The sequence below is a fragment of the Botrimarina hoheduenensis genome, assembly GCF_007859815.1.
Classification (GTDB): Bacteria; Planctomycetota; Planctomycetia; order Pirellulales; family Lacipirellulaceae; genus Botrimarina; species Botrimarina hoheduenensis.
Genome location: NZ_SJPH01000001.1, coordinates 733,512 through 754,075, shown reverse-complemented (window position 1 = coordinate 754,075; position 20,564 = coordinate 733,512). Strand labels below are relative to the sequence as shown.

Here is a 20,564-nt window from a genome sequence, read left to right as displayed (position 1 = left end):
ACACACACTTTCCGTGATGCTGCAAGCCGACGAGCTGGAAGCCTTCTCGGCCATCACCTGCCCCCCGGGCGGTTGGAAGCCCGCTGCGATCCGCCAGGAAGTGGATCGGCTGATCGCTGATTCGCTTGTGCCGATCCAACGCGTGTCACTGGGCACCTCGTTCGAGGGACGGCCGATCGAGCTGCTAAGCGTCGGCACGGGGCCCCGCCGGGTGCTGATGTGGTCGCAGATGCACGGCGACGAACCGACGCACACCTCGGTGCTATTGAACTTGCTGGCGTTGGTCGCCCGTGGGGATCAACCGGCAAACGAGCTGCTCGCGGGTCTGACGCTGGGGCTGATCTTGCCGCTCAATCCCGATGGTGCCGAGCGCAACACGCGTCACAACGGTCAGGGGATCGACGTCAATCGCGACGCTTTAACCTTCTCAACGCCCGAGGGGCGTGCGCTACGCCATGCGGTCGAGACGTTCGCACCGCGCTACGGCTTTAACCTCCACAACCAGCATCACCGAACCGCGATCGGCACACCGCCCGCTCCGGCGGCCGTATCGCTGCTCGCCCCCCCCCTCGATCCACAGAACACCCAAACTCCTTCCGTCGAAGAGGCCGCCCGGGTTGCGGCCTGCTTCTGCAACGCCACTTACGAACGCTGCGAAGGGCGCGTTTCGCGCTACGACGTAGAGTACATGGCTCGTGCGTTCGGTGAATGGGTTCAGCGACAAGGTGTCGCGACGATCCTCGTGGAAGCGGGTGGATGGCCCGGCGGCGATTTCCTCGGTCTCGAACAGATCCACTTTGCCGCGCTGGTGCAGACGCTGCACACGATCGGCACGGGGGCTATCGACACCGTCGACCCGCAGGCCTACCACGGGCTCGCGCGGTCGTCGGAGCACCATCTTTTCGATCTACAGCTGAGCGTGGCGGGTGTTGCGCAACAGGCTTCGGACGTGCTCACCACGTGCGACGTCGGAATCGACTACCCCCATCGTCGCGCGGGGTGGTATGAGTTTCGAGACGGCGTGATCCGCGCGTTGGGCGATCTGCACGTCAACGGCGGATTGTCGGAAGTCAACGCGAAGGACTGCGTTCTGCTGCCCGGACGGATTGCGCTGGTCGCCGACACCCAAGGCAGCGCAAAACCGACCTGGGACCAACTGACCGCAACCGGTGTAACAAGCTTTCTGGTGCAGGTTGATCTGTCGGCAAACGGCTTCGAACAGCGATTGCTGGATCTGCTGAGCCAGTCACCGCCGCTGAACGCCTCGCTGGTCGGGCACTGGGCGATCCCGCCGGTCGGCAAAGGAGCGTTTCTCGAACAGCTTCACACGGCGGTCGCCGTGGGCATCGCCGCAGTGGTCGGGCCACTGCCCAACGAGGAGCTCGCCAGCGACTGCCGCCGCCTCGGATTGCCGGTTCTCAATCCCCAGCTTGTTCCTCTGGCAACCGACCCGCCCCCCGCCAGCATCGCTGCCTGGATAAGTCAGACCACGGAAGTCGCGCGCGAACTCGGCTGGACGTCGCGCGGACGCATCGGCCTGGGAACCCCTGCCGACTTTGTCTTGGCAGCGACCCCGCCGCGAGGCCCACTTGGTGATTGCTTGCGGGCCGTCTACGTCGGCGGTACGGTGGTCCGCGACGAGCAGGGGCCAACGCCCCACGCCCCAGGGCGCTGGATTACTCGTGGCGAAGCCTCGGTGGCCCCCCGCTTCTCGCGCGAACACCGCCTGATGGCGTGACACTCCCCCTAGCAACCGCGCCTTCCCGCTAACGAGACCGAGGCCGACATGCTCAATCGGATCTGGTTCTGGCTTCTGGTGATCGGCGTGTGCTACGCGCCCGTCAAGTCAGTGGTGGCACCGCTCATGGGAGTCGAGATCACCGCTTTCGATCGCGACACCGGTCAAGCGATCCCGCCCCCGACGATCGCCGACATGGGCCAAGAGGTCACAACCGCCGCGATCGAAGGTGCCGAGTCGGCCGTTTCGCTCTGTTTGAATTTGATCGGGCCGATGGTGTTGTGGCTGGGGGTGATGCAGATCGCCAAGGATGCCGGGCTGGTCGATGGCTTGGCGTGGTTGATGCGGCCGCTGATGCGGTGGCTCTTTCCCGAAGTGCCCGACGGCCATCCGGCGCAGGGGGCGATCCTGATGAATCTTTCGGCCAACATGTTGAATCTGGCCAACGCGGCCACGCCATTCGGCCTGAAGGCCATGAAGGAACTGCAAACCCTTAACACGACCGAAGAAACCGCCACCAACTCGATGGCGACTTTCCTGGCGATCAACACCAGCAGTGTGACGATCATTCCGTTCACGATTGTTGGGCTGCGGTCGGCCGCCGGCAGCGAAGACCCGGCCGCGCCGCTGTTTGGCATCTTCCTGGCAACGCTCTGCAGCACGTGTGTCGCGATCTTTGCGGTGCGGACGCTCGCCAAACTGCCGGCCTTTGCCGCCACCGCGCCCGAGCCACTTTCCGTGTCGGTTAAGGAGCTAGCGTGATGCTCGACGGCTTTATTGGCTTCACGCAAGCGCTCAGCCAGTGGATGATCCCCCTGGTAATTCTGGGGATCGTGCTGGCAGCGCGCTGGCGCGGTGTGCTGATGTACGAGTCCTTCATCACCGGCGCGAAGGAAGGCTTCAATGTGGTGATCATGATCATCCCCTACCTGGTGGCGATCCTCTTCGTCATCAAGGTGTTTCTAGCGAGCGGCTTGTTTGAAGACGTCCGCTGGGTCGCGGCAAAGGGGCTCGGGACGATCGGCCTGGAGCAAGCGGCGGAGTCGCTTGAGCTGCTTCCGCTGGCGCTCACTCGACCCCTCTCGGGCGGAGCCGCGCAGGGCGTTTTTGTGGACCTGATTCAGAAGCCGCCGGCGGGCCGCTTCGGCCCCGACAGTTACATCGGCAACACGGCTTCGCTGATGATGGGCAGCACGGAAACCACGTTCTACGTGCTCAGTGTTTACTTTGGGGCGATCGGCATTAAACGCTTCCGCCACACCCTGCCCGCCTGCCTGATCGCCGATGCAGCGGGAATGTGCTCAGCGCTGTTCTTCGGTTGGCTGCTCTTTACCTAACCAGCACACGGTTACTCCACCAGCCGGGCCATGAACAACCGCCTGCCCAACCCCGCGCGACTGCCCGCATTGCGACCGGGCGACACCGTGTCGCTCGTCGCGCCGGCTAGCCCGCCGCAACCCGCCGCCTTCACAAACGCAGTCGCTGCGCTCGAGCGGCTTGGCTACCCGAGCAAATGCTATCGCGATGTTTGCGCCTCCGCGGGCTATCTGGCCGGGGACGATGCGTCGCGGATCGCGGAGCTGCATGCCGCTTTCGATGATCCGGACACCAAGCTGGTGCTCGCCGTCCGCGGCGGCTACGGGGTCGGAAGACTCCTCGATCGGATCGAATTCAAGCGGCTTGTGAGGCGCCCCAAGTTCGTCGTCGGCTACAGCGACATCACCGCGCTGCACGCCGCGATCCAGCGGCAGACGGGGCTCGTGTCGCTGCATGGGCCGAACCTTGTTGGCGGCCTGGGCGATGATTCGGCCGCTTCCCTACCAGAGCGCGATCAATGGCTGGCCTTGGTCTCGGGTAAACTTGCCACCGGGGCCGATCTGTGCCCGTCGTCTGCTGCCGCCAACCTCCGCACCGTGACCCCCGGTGTCGCCCAGGGACGGCTGATCGGCGGCAACCTGGCAGTGCTAAACGCCCTGATCGGGACGCCGTTTCAGCCAGACTTTGAAGCGGCCATCCTGCTCTTAGAAGACACGGGCGAGACCCCCTATCGGATCGATCGGCTGCTCACGCAGCTCCGCACCGCCGGCCTGCTTGCACAATTGGCAGGCGTGCTGGTCGGAGCGTTCAGCGACACCGGTGCCGAGACCTCCGCGGGAGCCGTTGAGGCCCTGCTGGACGAGTTCCTTACGCCCCTGGGCGTGCCCGTTCTGGCCGGGTTGCCGATCGGCCATGAGCACCCCAACCTGCCGCTGCCACTGGGCGGCTTGGTCGAGATCGACGCGTCGAACCGGCGGTTCTTGCTGGCCCAGGATCTGATCGAAGACCAAGCCGCTTGAGAAGCTATCGGCGCAGACGAGCGCCCGTTGTCGCGCGGCAGGGCATGGCGTAGAACGCACCTGCCGCGGCAAGGAATCCGGCAACCACCCCAACCTACCACTGCCTCTGCAATCGCTTCGCTATGGCTTCGTCTTCAGTTTCGCCCACTAAGATCGGCGGCAGCCGGATTGTCATTCTCACCGAGGGAAAGACGGATCCGCTCACCGCGAAAACTGCCAACGTGCTGCTCCGTTACCGTGCGGAGGACATCGTCGCGATTCTCGACTCGACACAGGCGGGCAAGCGGGCCGAAGAACTGCTGGGTGTCGGTGGCGACACGCCGATTGTCGGCTCGCTCGACGAAGTCGATGCGCCCGACACGTTGCTGATTGGTGTTGCGACGGCCGGCGGCAAGATCCCCGCTGAGTGGCTCGAAGTGTGCCACGACGCCGTCAAGCGCGGCATGTGTCTCGTTTCGGGCATGCACCAATTTCTATCTTCCGACCCACAACTTTCGGCCGCTGCGGCAGCGGCTGGGGTCGCGATTCACGACGTCCGCAAAAACTCCGAGCACGAGGTCGCCACGCGACAGGGCATCGATGAACGCTGCCTGCGTGTGCTCACCGTCGGGCAAGACTGTTCGGTCGGCAAGATGGTCGCGGCGCTTGAGGTTGCCCGTGGCCTGCAAGCCGCCGGGGTCGATGCCAAGTTCGTCGCGACCGGCCAAACCGGCATTATGGTCGAAGGGGACGGACTGCCGATCGACTGCGTTGTGTCGGACTTCGTCAACGGTGCCGTAGAAAATCTGGTCCGCGCGAATCAGCACCACGAAGTGATGCTCTTCGAGGGACAAGCGACCATCACGCACCCACGGTTCTCAGGGGTCTCGGCCGGGTTGCTGCACGGCTGCAACCCGCACGGCATGATTCTGTGCTACGAGGCCGGACGCACCACGATCCGCGGGATGGATCACCTAGCGCTGCCGACGCTCAAGAGCGTCGCGGAGGCGTACGAGCACCTCGCGGCGTTCGGCCACCCGGCCAAGATCATCGGCGTCGCGATGAACAGCCGCCGGCTTACGGCCGACGAGGCTGAAGCCGAGCGCGCACGGATGCGGGCCGAATTTCAGGTGCCGGTGGCCGACCCGATCCGGCACGGCCCGGGGGAACTCGTCGATGCCGTCCGCGCTTTGCTGGCCTCCCACCGGGGCTAAGGCGGCATCGGACTCGGGACCCCCACCCTTCTCCTCGCGAGAAACCCGCCACCCCCTCGCGAAACACCCGCTGACAGAACCGAGCCCGTTTTGATCGAACTCGCTACCCGAGCTTACCAGCTCCCGCTCAAGCACGTGTTTACGATCGCGCGTGGCTCGACGAGCCTGCGCGACACGCTGATCGTGGCCGTCACCGCCGGCGGTAAGACCGGCTACGGCGAAGCAACCGCCAATGCCTATTACCGGGCCACCATCCCCGAGCTGACCACCGCGGTCGAATCAGCACGCCAAACGCTCGCCAGCTTTGACGTGACACAGCCCGATCGGCTGATCGACACACTACTGCCGCAGCTCGCCACCTTGCTGGGCGAACAAGCGTTCGCTCTGTGCGCGCTCGATCTGGCGATCCACGATCTGTGGGGCAAGCTCCGCGGTGAAGCAACCCACCGTTTGTGGGGCCTCGACTCGAACAAGGCACCGCTCTCGAACTATACGATCGGCATCGACACGGTCCCCAAGATGGTCGAGAAGATGCAGGAAGTGGCCGACTGGCCGCTGCTGAAGATCAAGCTCGGCACGGACAACGACCTGGAAATCGTTCGCGAGCTGCGACGCCATTCGCAGGCCATCTTCCGCGTCGATGCCAACTGCGGCTGGACCGCCCAGCAGACGATCGACTACTCCGGCGAATTGGCCGATCTGGGCGTCGAGTTTATCGAACAGGCACTCCCTGCCGACGACGTGGAAGGGGCCGAGCGGGTCTTCGCCGAGTCGCGACTGCCGGTGATCGCTGACGAGAGCTGCGTGGTGGAAAGCGACGTGGCACGTTGTGCGGGCAGGTTCCACGGGGTCAATATCAAGCTGGTCAAGTGTGGCGGCCTCGCACCGGGCCGGCGGATGGTGGCAGCGGCTCGTGAGCTCGGCATGAAAGTCATGGCGGGCTGCATGACCGAATCGACCGTGGGCATCTCCGCCCTGGGCCAGCTGGCACCCCTGCTGGACTACGTTGATATGGACGGTGCCGCCCTGCTCGCCAGCGATATCGCGACCGGGGTTCATCTTGAACGCGGTCGGGCTATCTACCCCGACCGTCCCGGCAACGGTGTGGAACTCCTTGAACCCCTGGCGGGGTGAGCCCCGCGCTAGCCGCCTAGGGACCAACCCTCGGCGTGGGCCGCCGCGGGTGCCTATGATGGAGGTCGATCCGATCGCCCCCCCTCACTCAGACCTCTCCGCAACGATGCCTCACAAGTTCTCGCTCTGCTGGGTTGCCGTCGCCGTGTGGCTCTTGGTGGCCGTCTCGGCCGAAGCTAAGAACCCCCAACCCAAAAACTCGGCGGACCCCACCGCAACCCAAACGGTGCTCCAGGCGGCTCTCGCGCCGATGATCGATGCCCACCGCGGCACGGTTGCGGTGCGATTCGAGCATCTCGTCACGGGCGATGCCTACGCCTACCAAGCCGATCAGCAAATGCCCTCGGCGAGTCTGATCAAGTTGCCCGTGATGATGGCCGCCTACGAGGCCGCCGCCCGAGGCGCGCTGTCGCTCGACGAGCGCTGCGTGTTCGAAGAGGCTGACAAGACTCCGGGGTCGGGGCTGCTGTCAACGCACCTTTCACCCGGAGCCCAACTCTCCCTGCGCGATATGATCCGCTTGATGATCGGTTGGAGCGATAACGCTGCGACCAATGTCGTCATCGAGCGGGTCGGCATCAAGGCGGTGAACGATCTGATGGATCGCCTCGGTTGCCCACACACCCGGCTCAACTCGCTTGTGTTCAAACGCGAAACAAGCATTGCTCCGGAACTTAGCGCGAAGTACGGCTTGGGAGTTATGTGCCCCAAGGAAACCGTGCTGCTGCTGAAGCGGCTGGCGGAAGATGACCCCTTTGCGGCGGGTATCGGCAAAGGCTACGGCAAGGCGGACGCGGCCGCGGTCAAAGAGATGAGCGAAGAAATGCGGGAGCACCTGCGTGCGTGTCAATCGACCAGCATGGCACCACGCCTGCTTCCCGATGGCGTGGTGATCGCGCATAAGACCGGTTCGGTGGCCGACGCCCGCTGCGACGCCGGCATCATTGAATCCCCGGTTGGGCCGATCGCGTACTGCGTGATGACCGCCGACAATGTCGATCAATCCTGGTCCGACGAAAACGAGGCCGCCAAGCTGATCGCGGAGGTGACCAAAGCCGCTTACGACCGATTTCTCAAGCCCGATGGCGAGGTTGAAGCCCCGCGGGTCGCAAGAGTCTTGCGGATGGGCTCCGACGGCGAGATGGTCGAAAACCTCCAGCGGACGCTCAACCGGCGAATGAAGCCTTCTCCCGAACTGGGGGTCGATGGCGATTTTGGCCCCAACACCGTGCGGGCGGTTCAGCGCTTCCAAACCAACGTGGGGCTCGAACCGTCGGGCGTTGTGGACAGCGAGTTCTGGAAGGCACTCGGACCGTTGGTACTGAAGGACGACCCCGCACCGCCACCCGAAGAGGTCAACGCGGGTCCTCAGCAGCGGCAGCCCGCCGACCCGCTCAGCGGGCCGCCAACGACCACCTGCAAGGCGTGGGCGATCGCCGACGCTGAGTCGGGCAAGGTGCTGTGGGGCTACAACGAGGGTCTCACCCGTGACCCGGCAAGCACCACAAAGATCATGACCGCCTATCTGGTCACCAAGCTAGCGGAAGAAAACGCCGACGTTCTCTCCGAAGTAATCACCTTCAGCGAGCGTGCCGACAACACAACCGGCTCAACAGCCGACGTGCGTGTGGGAGAACGCGTGTCGACCGGGGAACTGCTCTATGGCCTGATGTTGCCCTCGGGCAACGACGCCTCGGTCGCGTTTGCCGAGCACTTTGGCAATCGTTTTCCCGCGGTCGAAGGCAAGCCCAACGGCGGCTCGCCCTACGAACGCTTTGTGCAAGCGATGAACGCCGCCGCGAACGAACTGGGCATGTCGGGTACCGGCTACCGCAACACCCACGGCCTGACCGACGAGGGGCACGTCACCACCGCGGCGGACCTCGTCAAGCTGGCGCACGCCGCGATGAAGTACGAAACGTTTCGCCGCGTCGTGGGCACCCCGCGGCGGGGGGCAACCCTCGGCTCGGTCGATGGCTACCAGCGCAACACGGTTTGGAATAATTCCAACCAGCTGCTCCGCCTCGAAGGTTTCTACGGCGTGAAGACCGGCACCACCGGGCCGGCGGGTGCCTGTCTCGTGGCCGCCGGCCAGCGCGACGACAAGCCGTTGATCGTTGTCGTGTTGGGCTCCACGTCGGGCGACGCTCGCTACGTCGATTCCCGCAACCTGTTCCGCTGGGCCTGGAAGGAGCTCAATGCCAAATGATCACGCTCTGCCCCAAACTTTCGCCGGGACCACGGTTTCTCGGCAAGACGCCGGCTTACCCTCGGCTCGCCGCAACGCTCCTGCTGCTGATGATATCAACGCACGCGCCCGCTGATCCCGACCCAGCACGGGCACCGATCGTCGTCTCAGAAGAAGCCGCCGCGCTGCACCGCGACTGTCTGGTGATCGACGGCCACAACGACATGCCGTGGGAGATCCGCACCCAAGGGGCGTCGGACTTCTCCAAGCTCGACATCTCTCAGCCGCAGCCCTCGCTGCAAACCGACCTGCCGCGGGCAAAGCAAGGCGGGCTCGACGCTCAGTTCTGGAGCGTCTGGGTTCCGGCAGAGCTAGACGGCACCGGCAAGGCGCTCTCGACCACGCTCGAACAGATCGAGCTGGTGCGGCTCATGCTCGACCGCTACCCCGACCAGATGGAACTCGCCCTCACGGCGGAAGATATCAAGCGGATCGCGGCCTCGGGCAAGCTCGCCTCGCTGATTGGCGTCGAGGGCGGGCACTGTATCGAAGAATCGCTCAGCGTGCTGCGCCGGCTGCATCAGCTGGGTGCCCGCTACATGACACTCACCCATGGTGACACGATCTCGTGGGCCGACTCGGGGACCGACGAACCCCGCAATGGCGGCCTGACCGCGTTCGGCCAAGAAGTGGTCCGCGAGATGAACCGCCTGGGCATGATGGTCGATCTCTCTCACGTTTCGATCGACGTGATGCACCAGACGCTCGACATCACCACCGCCCCGGTACTGTTTAGCCACAGCTCGGCACGCGGCGTGGCGGACCATCCGCGCAACGTGCCAGACGAAGTCCTCGTCCGGCTGAAGGAGTCTGATGGTGTTGTCATGGTGAACTTCTTCAGTGCATTTGTGGTCCCCGCCGCTGCCGAGAACTACGCCACCCAGTTCAACCTCCGCCGCGAACTAACCGCCAAGAAAACCGAACGGGCCGAAATCGAACGGCAGATCGCCGTCTGGCGGAGCGCCAACCGTATGCCGAGAGGAACGATCCACGACCTGCTGGATCACATCGATCATATTGCCAAGGTGGCGGGGCCTGAGCACGTCGGCCTGGGCTCGGACTACGACGGCGTGAGCGTCCTGCCCGCAGGGCTCGAAGACGTCACCTCGTACCCGCGCATTACGCAAGGTCTGCTCGATCGTGGTTACACCGCCGAACAGATCCGCGGCATTCTGGGTGGCAATCTGCTGCGCGTGATGCACGGTGTCGAGAACGCCGCCGAATAACCGCCGAATAACCAGCGCCCAGCCCCGCGCGTCCTGCCCCCTGCGTTAGTGCGCCACTGCCCTCGCCCCGGCGTCTGCATGAACCAAGCTTCCCCTTCTCCCGCCCCGACGCATCGCCGGGCCGATCACGTTCTGATCGAGCGGCTGCGCGCGATCGTCGGTGGCGATAACGTCCTGACCGAACCGATCGATCTGGCCCCGTACGCCTTTGACGGCACCGCCGCGCTGAAGCAGACCCCCGCGTGTGTCATCTTTCCTCAGCAGCGTGAACAGGTGGCACCGTGTGTCGCAGCGATCACTCAGGCCGGTGTTCCGCTCGTAACCCGCGGATCGGGCACCGGGCTGTCAGGAGGCAGTCTGCCGATCGACGGCGGAGTGGCGTTAGTCATGACCGCGCTCGATCAGATCCTTGCAGTCGATACGGCGAATCTGACCATCCGTGTCGAGCCGGGCGTCATTACCCAGCGGGTCGATCAAGAGGCGGCCAAGCACGGTCTGTTTTATCCGCCCGATCCGGGTTCGCAGAAGATCAGCACCATCGGCGGCAACGTCGCGGAAAACTCCGGCGGGTTGCGGGGTCTCAAGTACGGCGTGACCCGTGACTACGTCATGGGGCTGCGGGTTGTGCTTGCCGACGGGCAGGAGGTGTGGCTCGGCAATCAGTGCGTCAAAGATGTTGCAGGGTATAACCTCAAAGACCTGTTTATCGGCTCCGAAGGAACGCTCGGCGTGGTGACCGAGGTGCTGTTGAAGCTGCTGCCGCGCCCCGCAGCGCGGCGGACCATGATTGCCACCTTCGCCCAGATCGAATCGGCGGCCCAAGCGGTTTCGGACATCATCGCACGCAAGATCGTTCCCTGCACGGTCGAGTTCTTGGATCAGATGACCATCCGCTGTGTCGAGGACTACGCGTCGCTTGGCTTGCCGACCGATGCGGCAGCGCTCTTGCTGCTGGAATCGGATGGCCATCCGGCGGTGGTGGAAGAGGAGTCGGCCGCCATGCGCCAAGCCCTCTCCGACAACGGAGCCACCGGTATCGAGACCGCCGAGACCGAAGAAGAGGCCGACCGGCTGCGGACCGCCCGACGGGCCGCCTTCTCTGCCCTGGCGCGGGTTAGCCCGACGACCATCCTCGAAGATGTCACGGTCCCCCGCAGCGAGCTCGCCGGCATGGTCCGCTTCTGCGCGGACTGTGCCCAGAAGCATCGGCTGCGGATCGGCACGTTCGGCCACATGGGAGATGGCAACCTCCACCCGACGTTTCTTACCGACGAACGAGACGCCGACGAGATGCACCGTGTCGAGCTCGCGCTGGCGGAAATCGTCACCGAGACCCTCCGCCGGGGGGGGACCATCACCGGTGAACACGGCGTCGGGCTGGCGAAGAAGCCGTTCTTGCGGCAGCAGCTGGGAGACGCCAGCTACGAGTTGCTCCGCACGGTCAAACGATCGCTCGACCCGCAGGGGCTTTTGAATCCTGGCAAGATCTTCGACTGATTCCTCCTGCGCAGCTTGTCTTGCTCCGCCCTTCGCCCGCGTAACGACCCCGCATGTCCTCCCCGCAGCCGGCAACTCCCGGCGATCCCACACCGAACCTCTTGCAGACGATGGACTACTCCATCGTCCAGCAGTGCATGCATTGCGGTCTCTGTCTGCCGACATGCCCCACCTACAACGAAACGGGACGCGAACGAAACAGCCCTCGGGGGCGGATCGCGCTGATGCGCGCCGTCGCCGATGGCGATCTGCCCCTCTCGCGAGGGTTTGCCGAGGAGATGGACTACTGCGTCGGCTGCTTGGCCTGTCAGACGGCGTGCCCGGCGGGCGTGGAGTACGCTCAATTGTTAGAAACGTCGCGTGCCGCGGGGGAACAAGCGGGCCTGCTCGCCAGTCCCTCGCGCAGTGTTTATCGCTGGCTGGGGCTGCGGCTGCTGATGACGCGGCCCTGGTTGCTTCGGCTGGTTGCGCGGCTGGTTGCGATTCAACAGCAGCCCGCTATCCGCAAGACGCTCTATCGGATCGGTGCGATGTGGCTGGCACCAAAAACGCTCCGCGATCTGGAGCCGCTAGCTCCGCTCATCGACCCGCCGTTCAGCGATGCGCGCATCAAGCCATTCGAGTCGCCCCGCAGCAAGCCCGTCGCCAGGGTCGCGTTGCTGACCGGTTGTGTTCAGGACATTGCCTATGCCCGCGTCAATCGCGCAACCGTCGATGTGTTGCTGGCGTCGGGCTGCGAGGTGGTGACGCCCCGCATGCAAAGCTGCTGCGGCTCGCTCCACGCACACAACGGCGATCTCGATACCGCCCGCGAAATGGCCCGCCGCACCATCGATCAGTTCGATTGGCAGAGTGAGCAAGCGGGGCCGCTATCGTTCGCTCAGCTGGACGCGGTCATCAGCAACGCGGGGGGCTGTGGCAGCCACCTGCGTCATTATGGCGAGCTGCTCAAGGGAGACCCCGCCTACGCGGAGCGGGCCGCAGAATGGGACAAAAAACTGCGCGACGCGCAGGAGTACGTTTATGAAGCCGGCGGCTGGCAGCCAGCCGCGTGCCTCGCGAGCAGCGCACCGCCTTCCCCCGCTGCTTCCCCCGCCGCCAAGCCCCGGCTTACCTACGACGCTTCGTGCCACCTGTGCCACGGCCAAAAGGTGGTCAACCAGCCGGTTGAGCTGCTCAAGCGGCTGCCCGGCTATCAGTTCGTTCCGCTCGGTGAGAGCGATTGGTGCTGCGGGGCGGCCGGTGTCTATACCATGACCCAGCCCGAGCAAGCCCAGAAGCTCCTTGATCGCAAGCTCGCGAACCTCCGGATCGCAAAGCCCGATGTGATCGCCACCGCAAACCCGGGGTGCATGCACCAACTGCGGCTCGCCTGCCGCGAAGACGCAGAGCTGGCGGGCGTGAGGGTGGTCCATCCGATGGAGCTGCTCGCCGAGGCCGTCTCAAACTAGTGCTTCGGCATCGGAAAGAGGCGCGGCGTAATTGACCTATCATCATTAAAGCAAAGCAGTTACGATTACTGCCGACTGATAGCTTAAGCTCGACGGCCTAAGCTCGGCGATTTGCAACACACGAGTTGCCCGCTGCCGACTAGGCTTGAAGCTTCCCCCCCCCTGCCCTTCAGCCGTCCCCTCACGGGGAAGGTCCCGCCCCGCCGCCGTTCACCGGCAAGCACTTCGCTTCGTTGACTCGTCTGCGCTGCTGCAGCCGAGCGGAGCGTCGCCCCGCCTGCACCGGTTTGATCCGGCTTGCCTGTCTGCTTTCAGACCGACCGCTGCCTCACGACCGACCCCTTAGCGCATGACCGATCTGCTTATCCAACGCGATTCGAACCTACGTGCCGAGATCCTCTCGGGGCTTACCGTGGCCTTGGCGCTCGTGCCCGAAGCGGTCGGGTTCGCTTTTGTCGCGGGGGTCGATCCCTCGGTGGGTCTGTGGGCCGCTTTTTTTGTGGGCCTCATCACGTCAGCTTTGGGAGGCAGACCGGGCATGATCTCGGGTGCGACCGGAGCGATGGCGGTGGTGATGACCGCTTTCGTAGTCCTCTACGGCCTGGAGTATCTCTTCGCCGCCGTCATCCTGTGTGGCGTCATCCAGATCGCTTGCGGGCTGCTGGGCGTCGGCAAATTCATCCGGCTTCTACCACACCCGGTGATGCTCGGATTTGTAAATGGGCTGGCGATCGTGATCGGTCTTGCCCAGCTCGAACAGCTAAAAACCAACCACCATTTGAGCTTCAACTCCCACAGCCAAGCGCTAGAAGTCGTTGGACAGTGGGTCAGCGGCACCGAACTGGCAACAACCGTGGGTTTGATTCTCGCGACCATGGCGATCATCAACTGGCTGCCTAAATTCACCAAGCTCGTGCCCGGCACCCTGGCGGCGATCATCGCGGTGACGATCGTTGTGCAATTTACACCGCTGCAAGCCGTAACGGTCAGCGATACCGTGGCGCAGATGAATGTCTTGACCACCGAGAAAGGGGTCAAAACCCGTCTGTTTGAAGCCGAGAAGCCCGACTTGCGCTTCCGTCAAATCGATGACCGCGGACAGCAGATCGCAGCCGCCGACCTGGCGTCGTTGCCGACGCTCTCTGCGGAACCGGCCACCGCGCGTAGCGCCGGACGCTTCGCGATCCCCACAATCCCGCTGACGTTCGAGACGCTCGTCATCGTCGGCGGCCTGGCCATGACGCTCGCCTCGATTGGCCTGATCGAGTCGCTCATGACGCTCACCCTGATCGACGAGCTGACCGACACCCGCGGTTCAAGCAATCGTGAATGCGTCGCCCAGGGGTTGGCGAACATGGTTGCCGGCCTGTTCGGCAGCATGGGCGGGTGCGCGATGATCGGTCAGTCGATGATCAACATCCGCTCGGGCGGGCGGGGCCGGCTGTCGGGCGTGGTGGCAGCCCTCAGCTTGCTGGCGTTTATTGTGTTCCCGCCACTGTGGAACTGTATCGGGCTGATCCCCGTCCCCGCCTTGGTCGGCGTGATGTTTATTGTCGTGATCGCCACGTTCGAATGGACCAGTTTGCGGTTGTGGAACAAGATCCCCCGCTCCGACATGTTCGTGATCGTTGCGGTGAGCGCGATCACGGTCTTCTTTGATCTGGCGATCGCCGTCGCCTCGGGCGTGATCATCTCAGCGCTAGTCTTCGCCTGGCAGAAGTCTCACACCATGCAGGCCAGCGTTTCAGAAAACGACGGCATCAAGTGCTACGAGATCGAAGGGCCGCTCTTCTTTGGCGCGGTCACCGCGTTCAAAGAGCTCTTCAGTCCCCAAACGGACCCCAACACGGTCCGCATCCGCTTCACGGGCTCGCGGGTCCACGACCACTCGGCCCTGGAAGCCATCAACGGCATCTGTGCTAAGTACCGCGCCCTCGGCAAAGAAGTCACGCTGACGGGGCTCTCAGACGAGTGCCTCGATCTGCTCGGCCGTGCCGACCGCATCCTCGACGTGCGGCTGGAAGAAGCCGACCCTCAAGTAGCGGTCTGATCGAGGCACGCGATTGTCGCCACCGTCCGCGCAACCGTCCGTTACGAAGGCGTCGTTTCGACTGGCTTGCGACGACGCGAACGCTTCGGCGGAGGGGCTCCCCACTCCTTGGTGAGCGTCTCGAACACCTCGGGGGATTCGTAACGGACAATGCCCTTACCGTCTGGCATCGGCCCGATCAGGCCGCGAAACACGGGAAAACCGCGGAGCGACAAATCGGTTGAGCAGTCGTCGATCCCGATCTGCGAATGCATCCGCAGCAGCGAATCGACATGCGGATAATCTTTGCTACGGATCTCGCCGTTGGCACCACGCGTGACGATGCGGATTGTCTTTTCCATGGAGGGCCCGGGTTGGGGAATGACCGCAGGGCAGGAGAGCCTGGCGGGCGGAAGGTTTTTTCGCGCGGTAGAGCCCCTTCCTGGCGCATCCCCAAGCGTCGTCCCCGGGCGGTTGGCCCGGAGCTTGACGAGTCACGGCCCTCCATGGGCCTGTCGCGTGACTCACGTGATTGAATCGGCCGCGGCACCCCAGCTGCCTGAGGCCCATGTCGTTGCGCCGCGTAGGGCCTACGGCCCGCAGAACCGCGTTCAGGCGTTTCGCACGACCTAGCCGCTCATTGCGCGGGATAAGCCGATCGTATTGGCTCCAGGCTGTCCAACGCTGGTCCAAGCCGAGGAGCCAGCTTGTCGGCCGCGGCCGAACGAGATACCTTCTTGTGAAGCCGTTCGAGGAGGGTATGCGAATGGTTAGCAGGCTGACTCGAAATCAGTTGCCGGGTAACCGGTTGAGGGTTCGAATCCCTTGCCCTCCGCTTGACTTACGTCGATTCCGGCTCCTGGCCGGAGGAGCCGTTTGCAAGACATTTGCAACCACTCAACGGTCCCACGACACGGCTACAAGCCGCGCTTGGGCCGCGTTAGCGTGGCATGCACCCAGCGGAGCGACGTCTTACCCCGACCACCGTTGCCCCGCGTTGCCCGGGGTCGCTCCATGGATCGTCCGATCCGGCATCTCCTTGCGGTGTGGCATGACAGGCGAGATCAGCGGCTTAGCGGAGCCGCTCTCGCCACCAGGCGTACCTCTAGCGGGTACGATTCTGCGGATCCTAACGGCAATGTCAGCCGATTCGGAACTCCACGTAGACCGCTCCAGGTCTGCCCCCCGCCTTTGAGCAAGCTAGGCTTGTTCGTCCCGGCACCGATCGCGATCCCTGGTCGGACCAGCGCTCGACATACGATACCCATGAACGACGCAACGTTTCTTCACCGACAACCCATCGTCCCGCGACGCGCCTTCTCGCTCTTGGAGCTGTTGGCCGTGGTGACGATCCTGGGCGTGATTGCCGCCATCGTCTTGCCGCGTGTCACGCAAGGCAATGATAAAGCCAAGCAGAGCGTCTGCGCTCACAACACCGGCCAACTTAACAGCGCTATTGAGCGTTACTATCTCGATAACGGCGTTTGGCCGAGCGCGAATCTCAGCGAGTTGGGCGTCTCCGGGGGAACCTACTTCCCCGATGGTTTGCCGACATGCCCGGTCTCCAGCCAGGCGTACCGGATCGATCCGTCGGGGGCAACGAAGCATGTGGTGGGTCACACCAACGGCGACCACTCGCCGTAGCCCGAGGAACAGGCCACTAGCGCTTGGCAAGGTTTTCCGACCGCGGGACGTGCAAGCGGCACAAGCGTCCTAATCCGACGCATACCCTTGTTTCCTACATTCTGTGTCGCACATCGGCGACGGAATTGGTCGGCCGATGTCGATCTCTTTAAGAGCAGACGAGCGCTGACCCGAAGCGCTCAAATCAAGAAGTCCCGTAAGGGGCCCTCTCGAGTGACCCTCGTGCGCCGATGTGTTCCTTGAGGTCTCGCTAGCCGGTATCGCAGGCAGCCCCCCACGCGGCGAAGGAACGCCAGCCCATGCCAACCGCCTTCCGATCCCGCACCGCTGCTCGGCAAGCGCCCGTGGGGATTGAGGCCACGCTCCGGGTGCTGTTGCATTGCCAAGACGAGTCGAGCGACGCCGTGTTAGCGGTCGCTGCAGCTTCGTCCGATCCGGCCCTCCGAATAGGGGCGGTTCGCACGATTCTTCGTCGCCACAGTTTAGCGGCTCATGCCAATCTCGTGCGGGGCTGGAATCGTCTTGCCGAAGACGCGCTTGCCGTGTTGCTCGCCGAAGCGCCCCGTGCGAGCTTCGCCTCCTCCTTGCAAAGATTCCTCGGAGGATCGGAGGGTCAGCTTGCCGAAGCGTCGGCGAAGCTGGCCGCCCAGGCGCTAGTTGTCGAGGCGTTGCCGGCTTTGATCACGCGCGTGCTGACTGGCCGCAGCGCTAAAAACGAGCCGCTGGCCGTGCTCGCGTTGTCTCGCGAGCTCCGCCGACGCCTGGACAACCCCCCGACGCGTAAAGAGGGGCTCGCCGATCCTGCGTTTGCTCGCCGCGCCGCACTCAACGAGTTGGCCCTGGCACTGACGCAATTTCATCAGCACGGTCAAGCCGACTTGATCGACGCCCTGCTAGAGATAACCCCAGCCGACGATCCCCTTTTTTTACAGACGCTTACCGACCCGGAACGGGGGGGGCATGCCGCCTTGATCGAGCGGTTGCGGGCGGCAACGGGCACCGGGGTCGTCGCGCTTTATGCCGCGCTGCTCGACAACACCGCAACGCCCACGGTGGCCCTCGAAGCGATCGCTTCACGCGCTGACTTGGCAACGCTGGACCCTTTGCTCGCCCGTTTCAGCAAGCGATTGGGGATGCGCGTCTCGACCAACGTTAAACGCTTAAAAGATTTCGAGTGGCTTGCCAATGAGCGGCGCCCTGAACTGCTCACGCTTAGCGATCAGGCGGTCGCCGGTGCGATACGCCTCATGGGAGCCTCGGAGGTGAGCCGACGGCGGCTGGTTACACTGTTGGAACAGGTGCTGCTCTCGGTGCATGATCCCCGCGTCGCGGCCGGTTTTATCCTTGGCGATGCGGCTCGCCTCGCCGCGGCCGAAGTGATCGGGGCGCTGCCGCCCCATCTGGCCAACACTCCGCTTGCGCTTGCGGCACGAGATCCCTCTCCGGCCGTGGTTACCGCCGCCGCGAATCTCATCGGCAAGAAGCAACTGCCGAATGACAACCCGATCCTCGTCGAGATGCTCAGCCACCCTGCGGTAGAAGTTCGACGGGCCGCGCAGCGTTCGATGAAGGGAATCACTTACAGCTGGCTGCGTGACGAGGCCGCGGAGATGGATTTCGAGGAGCAACGCCGCACGGGGTCCCTCGTCGCGAAGGCCGACCCGCTGGCTCAGGAACAACTGCGTAGCGAACTCGGGGCCCCGGGCTCCAAACGCAGGCTCAAGGCCATCGAGATGGCTGAGATTCTTGGCCTGGTTGACGAGGTCGTGGATGACCTGATGGCTCGTTTGAACGACCCCGACGCCGCGGTGCGTGCCGAGGCGGCGCGTTGCTTGGGCACGAGTGCGGGCGAACCTCGGGTACAACAGGCTCTTGCCGAGCTGCACCGAGACCCTGCGGTCGGCGTGCGTCGCGCTGCCGAGCAGAGCTACGCGATGATCACTGGGCGGCACGAGAGAGCCCTTCTGCCCGCGGGGAGGCCCCGATGAGCCCGCCCAGCTTAAGCGCCCTGGCAGACGATCTGTTGCTGCTGGCCCAACGCGCAAACTGGAGCCGCTTGGGCGACCAATTCAGCGGGCCCAATTTACGATTCCAGTTCACCGATCTTGTCGGCTTGCTCGCTCTGCTGCTGGGTTTTGTGGGCTTAGTGGTGGGCCTGCACTTTGCCCTTCAGGCTGCCAAGCGGAATGAGTCCCGGCAGAGTCACACCGGCTTGCTTCAGAAGCTTGCTGCAACGCACCGCCTCACTCGCAGCGAGCAACGACTGCTGCGGAAGATTGCCAGCCAAGCGGCACTCGCTTCGCCGGCGGAGGTCTTCGTAAGGCCCGAACTGTTTACAGCGGGCTCCAGCGCTTTGGGCGATCAAGAGGCCGAGGCCCGACGGTTAGCCAAGCGTCTGTTCAGCAAAGGGTGATCCGCCGCCAAGCCGGTCACAGGGCCAACGAATCACGGCATACGGAACCGGTAGTAGCCGCCCGATGAACCGGTTTCGCCACCGGTCTTCGCTCCCGAGCCGCCGCCGAACCGGAAGGTGCCCTCGGTCGGCTCGTAGCCCATCTGGCTCATGAAGTCGATCAGCGACATCGTCTCGACACCGCGGAGGGCCGCTTCTTTGCTCATCGTGTCAAAGCCGCTGCGAATCGAGCCCTTGCTAGCCTGCTCAGGATAGTCGCCCAGGACAAGATAGCGGGTATTGATGGTGATCTCGCCATCGACGGTACCGTCATCCTCGAGCGACGCGTCCAGCACGCCGCCGTTGAGCGCGATCAGGTCCTTGGCCTGTTGCAAGTCGCTGCGTCCGTCACCGTCCAGATCGATCAGGCCGGTGAGGGCAAAGCGACGCTGCTTGCCACGCTGCCAGACCTGGCTGTAAACCTGGTCACCGGGCAGGACGGGATTGGTGGGGTCGTCGCTAGTGATCCGTGCCTCGGCCAAGTGGTCGCCGAGAATCCGAACGACTTCCACACTCCCCTTCTTATCCGCTTTGCCGGCGTCGGTCAGGTCGGACTCGAACACGCTGAAGGTCACTTGGCGCTGGAGCGAGTCAGCCGAACCGAGATTGATCCACGCTGCGCCGGTTGCTTGATTAACGAAGGTCACGCGGCCATCAGCAACCTCGAAGCTCGGGTTATCGACGGCACGTTCGCTGAGCAATACCTCGTTGGCACGCTTGGTCTTATCGAGTTCATCTTCGGCAACGCCCTTGGCGGTCTGCGCTGCAGCGATGGCTTTTTCGGTCTCCGACTGCAGTTCTTTGACACGCGTCGCCAGACGCTTGGTCTCGGCGTTGATCCGGGCACGCTCGATTTCGTAGTTGCTCTGTTCCGCAGCAAGGTCGGCTTTAGCCTTGTCGAGCTCTTGCTTGTGCTTGAGGATCTCGGCGTCCTTTTCTTTTTCCATGGCGACCAGGCGATCCTTGAGATCCTTCGCCCGGGTCTTGGCCTCAGTCTCTTGCAGCGCGATCTTTCGGTTCTCTTCCGCGAGGGTGTCGATCACCGCGCGATAGTTGCGGTTCGTCTCAGCAAAGGTGCCCATCAGCCGCTTCTTGTCGGCCTCGAACTGCTCGGTCACGTCAGAGAAGTTTGCCTCGCCAGCAAAGCCGAGCATCTGCTTGAGATCAACGGCCTGGAGCGTGGCCTCGCGGGCCGCCTTGTCGCTGGTATCGCGACGCTGCGTCAGGTCGGCAACAGCCGCCGCCTCTTTCTGGTAGCTGCTGTAGGCAAAGTAGAGCCCGATACCGAGCACAAAGATCAGCACGCCGCAGGCGATCAGAGCGATCTGCTGGGTTTGGTCTTGGCGAGCCGCCATCGAGAGTTCCTTGAGCTACGAGCGATCAATCCGATCGATAGGCGAACCCTGCGGGGCGCGCCGAAAGTTATATCTTACGCAGTCTTCTTATTTTAGCGACCACCTTGGCCGAGCGCGTCCGCGATGACGCGATCGGCTTTGCAAGTGGCGTGAGACCTCTCCCGCGGGGTTGCTCGGTCGCAGCGCCGTTGCCGAGCCGCCCGGCGAGTCCCCCGGGGGCTAGCCGCGGGATAGGCCTAAGTCGAAACTAGTTAGGGCATT

General features: G+C 63.8%; 16 protein-coding genes and 1 tRNA gene. 15 read left to right on the top strand and 2 right to left on the bottom strand.

Going from position 1 to position 20,564, the window contains the following annotated elements; genetic code table 11:
* The first annotated feature begins 16 nt into the window (after window positions 1-16).
* The 11 genes from Pla111_RS02930 (at window position 17) to Pla111_RS02880 (ending at window position 14,873) form a co-directional block, all read left to right on the top strand.
* Window positions 17-1,738 carry a M14 family zinc carboxypeptidase gene (locus Pla111_RS02930; RefSeq protein WP_146571175.1) on the top strand — a complete coding sequence of 574 codons (1,722 nt, stop codon included), beginning with the start codon at window positions 17-19 and terminating at the stop codon, window positions 1,736-1,738.
* A gap of 48 nt (window positions 1,739-1,786) precedes the next feature.
* A complete protein-coding gene (locus tag Pla111_RS02925) occupies window positions 1,787-2,500 on the top strand; it encodes a nucleoside recognition domain-containing protein (protein ID WP_146571173.1) in 714 nt (237 codons plus the stop codon).
* The gene (locus tag Pla111_RS02920) at window positions 2,500-3,075 is read left to right on the top strand and encodes a spore maturation protein (RefSeq protein ID WP_146571171.1); all 576 of its coding nucleotides are present in this window, start codon (window positions 2,500-2,502) and stop codon (window positions 3,073-3,075) included. The genes Pla111_RS02925 and Pla111_RS02920 overlap by 1 nt, the downstream gene beginning before the upstream one ends.
* A 30-nt stretch (window positions 3,076-3,105) precedes the next feature.
* Window positions 3,106-4,074 carry a S66 peptidase family protein gene (locus Pla111_RS02915; protein ID WP_146571169.1) on the top strand — a complete coding sequence of 323 codons (969 nt, stop codon included), beginning with the start codon at window positions 3,106-3,108 and terminating at the stop codon, window positions 4,072-4,074.
* Between the two features lie 122 nt (window positions 4,075-4,196).
* Window positions 4,197-5,267: a DUF1611 domain-containing protein gene (locus Pla111_RS02910; protein ID WP_146571167.1), complete on the top strand. Its 1,071-nt coding sequence runs from the start codon at window positions 4,197-4,199 to the stop codon at window positions 5,265-5,267.
* A 90-nt stretch (window positions 5,268-5,357) separates the two neighbouring features.
* Window positions 5,358-6,401 (top strand): dipeptide epimerase, encoded by a 1,044-nt coding sequence (locus Pla111_RS02905; protein ID WP_197524699.1) that lies wholly within the window; start codon window positions 5,358-5,360, stop codon window positions 6,399-6,401.
* 106 nt (window positions 6,402-6,507) lie between these two features.
* Window positions 6,508-8,610: a serine hydrolase gene (locus Pla111_RS02900; protein ID WP_197524698.1), complete on the top strand. Its 2,103-nt coding sequence runs from the start codon at window positions 6,508-6,510 to the stop codon at window positions 8,608-8,610.
* Window positions 8,607-9,875 (top strand): dipeptidase, encoded by a 1,269-nt coding sequence (locus tag Pla111_RS02895; protein ID WP_197524697.1) that lies wholly within the window; start codon window positions 8,607-8,609, stop codon window positions 9,873-9,875. Before Pla111_RS02900 ends, Pla111_RS02895 begins: the two co-directional genes overlap by 4 nt.
* A 78-nt stretch (window positions 9,876-9,953) precedes the next feature.
* Window positions 9,954-11,372: an FAD-binding oxidoreductase gene (locus Pla111_RS02890; RefSeq protein WP_146571163.1), complete on the top strand. Its 1,419-nt coding sequence runs from the start codon at window positions 9,954-9,956 to the stop codon at window positions 11,370-11,372.
* A gap of 53 nt (window positions 11,373-11,425) precedes the next feature.
* The gene (locus Pla111_RS02885) at window positions 11,426-12,823 is read left to right on the top strand and encodes a (Fe-S)-binding protein (protein ID WP_146571161.1); all 1,398 of its coding nucleotides are present in this window, start codon (window positions 11,426-11,428) and stop codon (window positions 12,821-12,823) included.
* 349 nt (window positions 12,824-13,172) lie between these two features.
* Window positions 13,173-14,873 carry a SulP family inorganic anion transporter gene (locus Pla111_RS02880; RefSeq protein ID WP_146571160.1) on the top strand — a complete coding sequence of 567 codons (1,701 nt, stop codon included), beginning with the start codon at window positions 13,173-13,175 and terminating at the stop codon, window positions 14,871-14,873.
* A 41-nt stretch (window positions 14,874-14,914) separates the two neighbouring features.
* Here the strand turns inward: Pla111_RS02880 and Pla111_RS02875 are convergent, their stop codons facing one another.
* Window positions 14,915-15,214 (bottom strand): hypothetical protein, encoded by a 300-nt coding sequence (locus tag Pla111_RS02875; protein WP_146571158.1) that lies wholly within the window; start codon window positions 15,212-15,214, stop codon window positions 14,915-14,917.
* Between the two features lie 391 nt (window positions 15,215-15,605).
* Here Pla111_RS02875 and Pla111_RS02870 point away from each other — a divergent pair.
* From Pla111_RS02870 to Pla111_RS02855, 4 genes are all read left to right on the top strand, one after another.
* Window positions 15,606-15,687, top strand: a tRNA-Ser gene (locus tag Pla111_RS02870).
* 431 nt (window positions 15,688-16,118) lie between these two features.
* Window positions 16,119-16,496: a type II secretion system protein gene (locus Pla111_RS17110; protein ID WP_197524696.1), complete on the top strand. Its 378-nt coding sequence runs from the start codon at window positions 16,119-16,121 to the stop codon at window positions 16,494-16,496.
* A 299-nt stretch (window positions 16,497-16,795) separates the two neighbouring features.
* Window positions 16,796-18,484: a HEAT repeat domain-containing protein gene (locus Pla111_RS02860; protein ID WP_146571154.1), complete on the top strand. Its 1,689-nt coding sequence runs from the start codon at window positions 16,796-16,798 to the stop codon at window positions 18,482-18,484.
* Entirely contained in the window at window positions 18,481-18,909 is a 429-nt protein-coding gene (locus Pla111_RS02855) for a hypothetical protein (protein WP_146571152.1), read from the top strand. Before Pla111_RS02860 ends, Pla111_RS02855 begins: the two co-directional genes overlap by 4 nt.
* Window positions 18,910-18,941: 32 nt before the next feature.
* On the opposite strand, the gene Pla111_RS02850 is transcribed toward Pla111_RS02855, so the two are convergent.
* Window positions 18,942-20,303, bottom strand: a complete 1,362-nt coding sequence (locus tag Pla111_RS02850) for a hypothetical protein (protein ID WP_146571150.1) — start codon at window positions 20,301-20,303, stop codon at window positions 18,942-18,944.
* Window positions 20,304-20,564 lie beyond the last annotated feature (261 nt).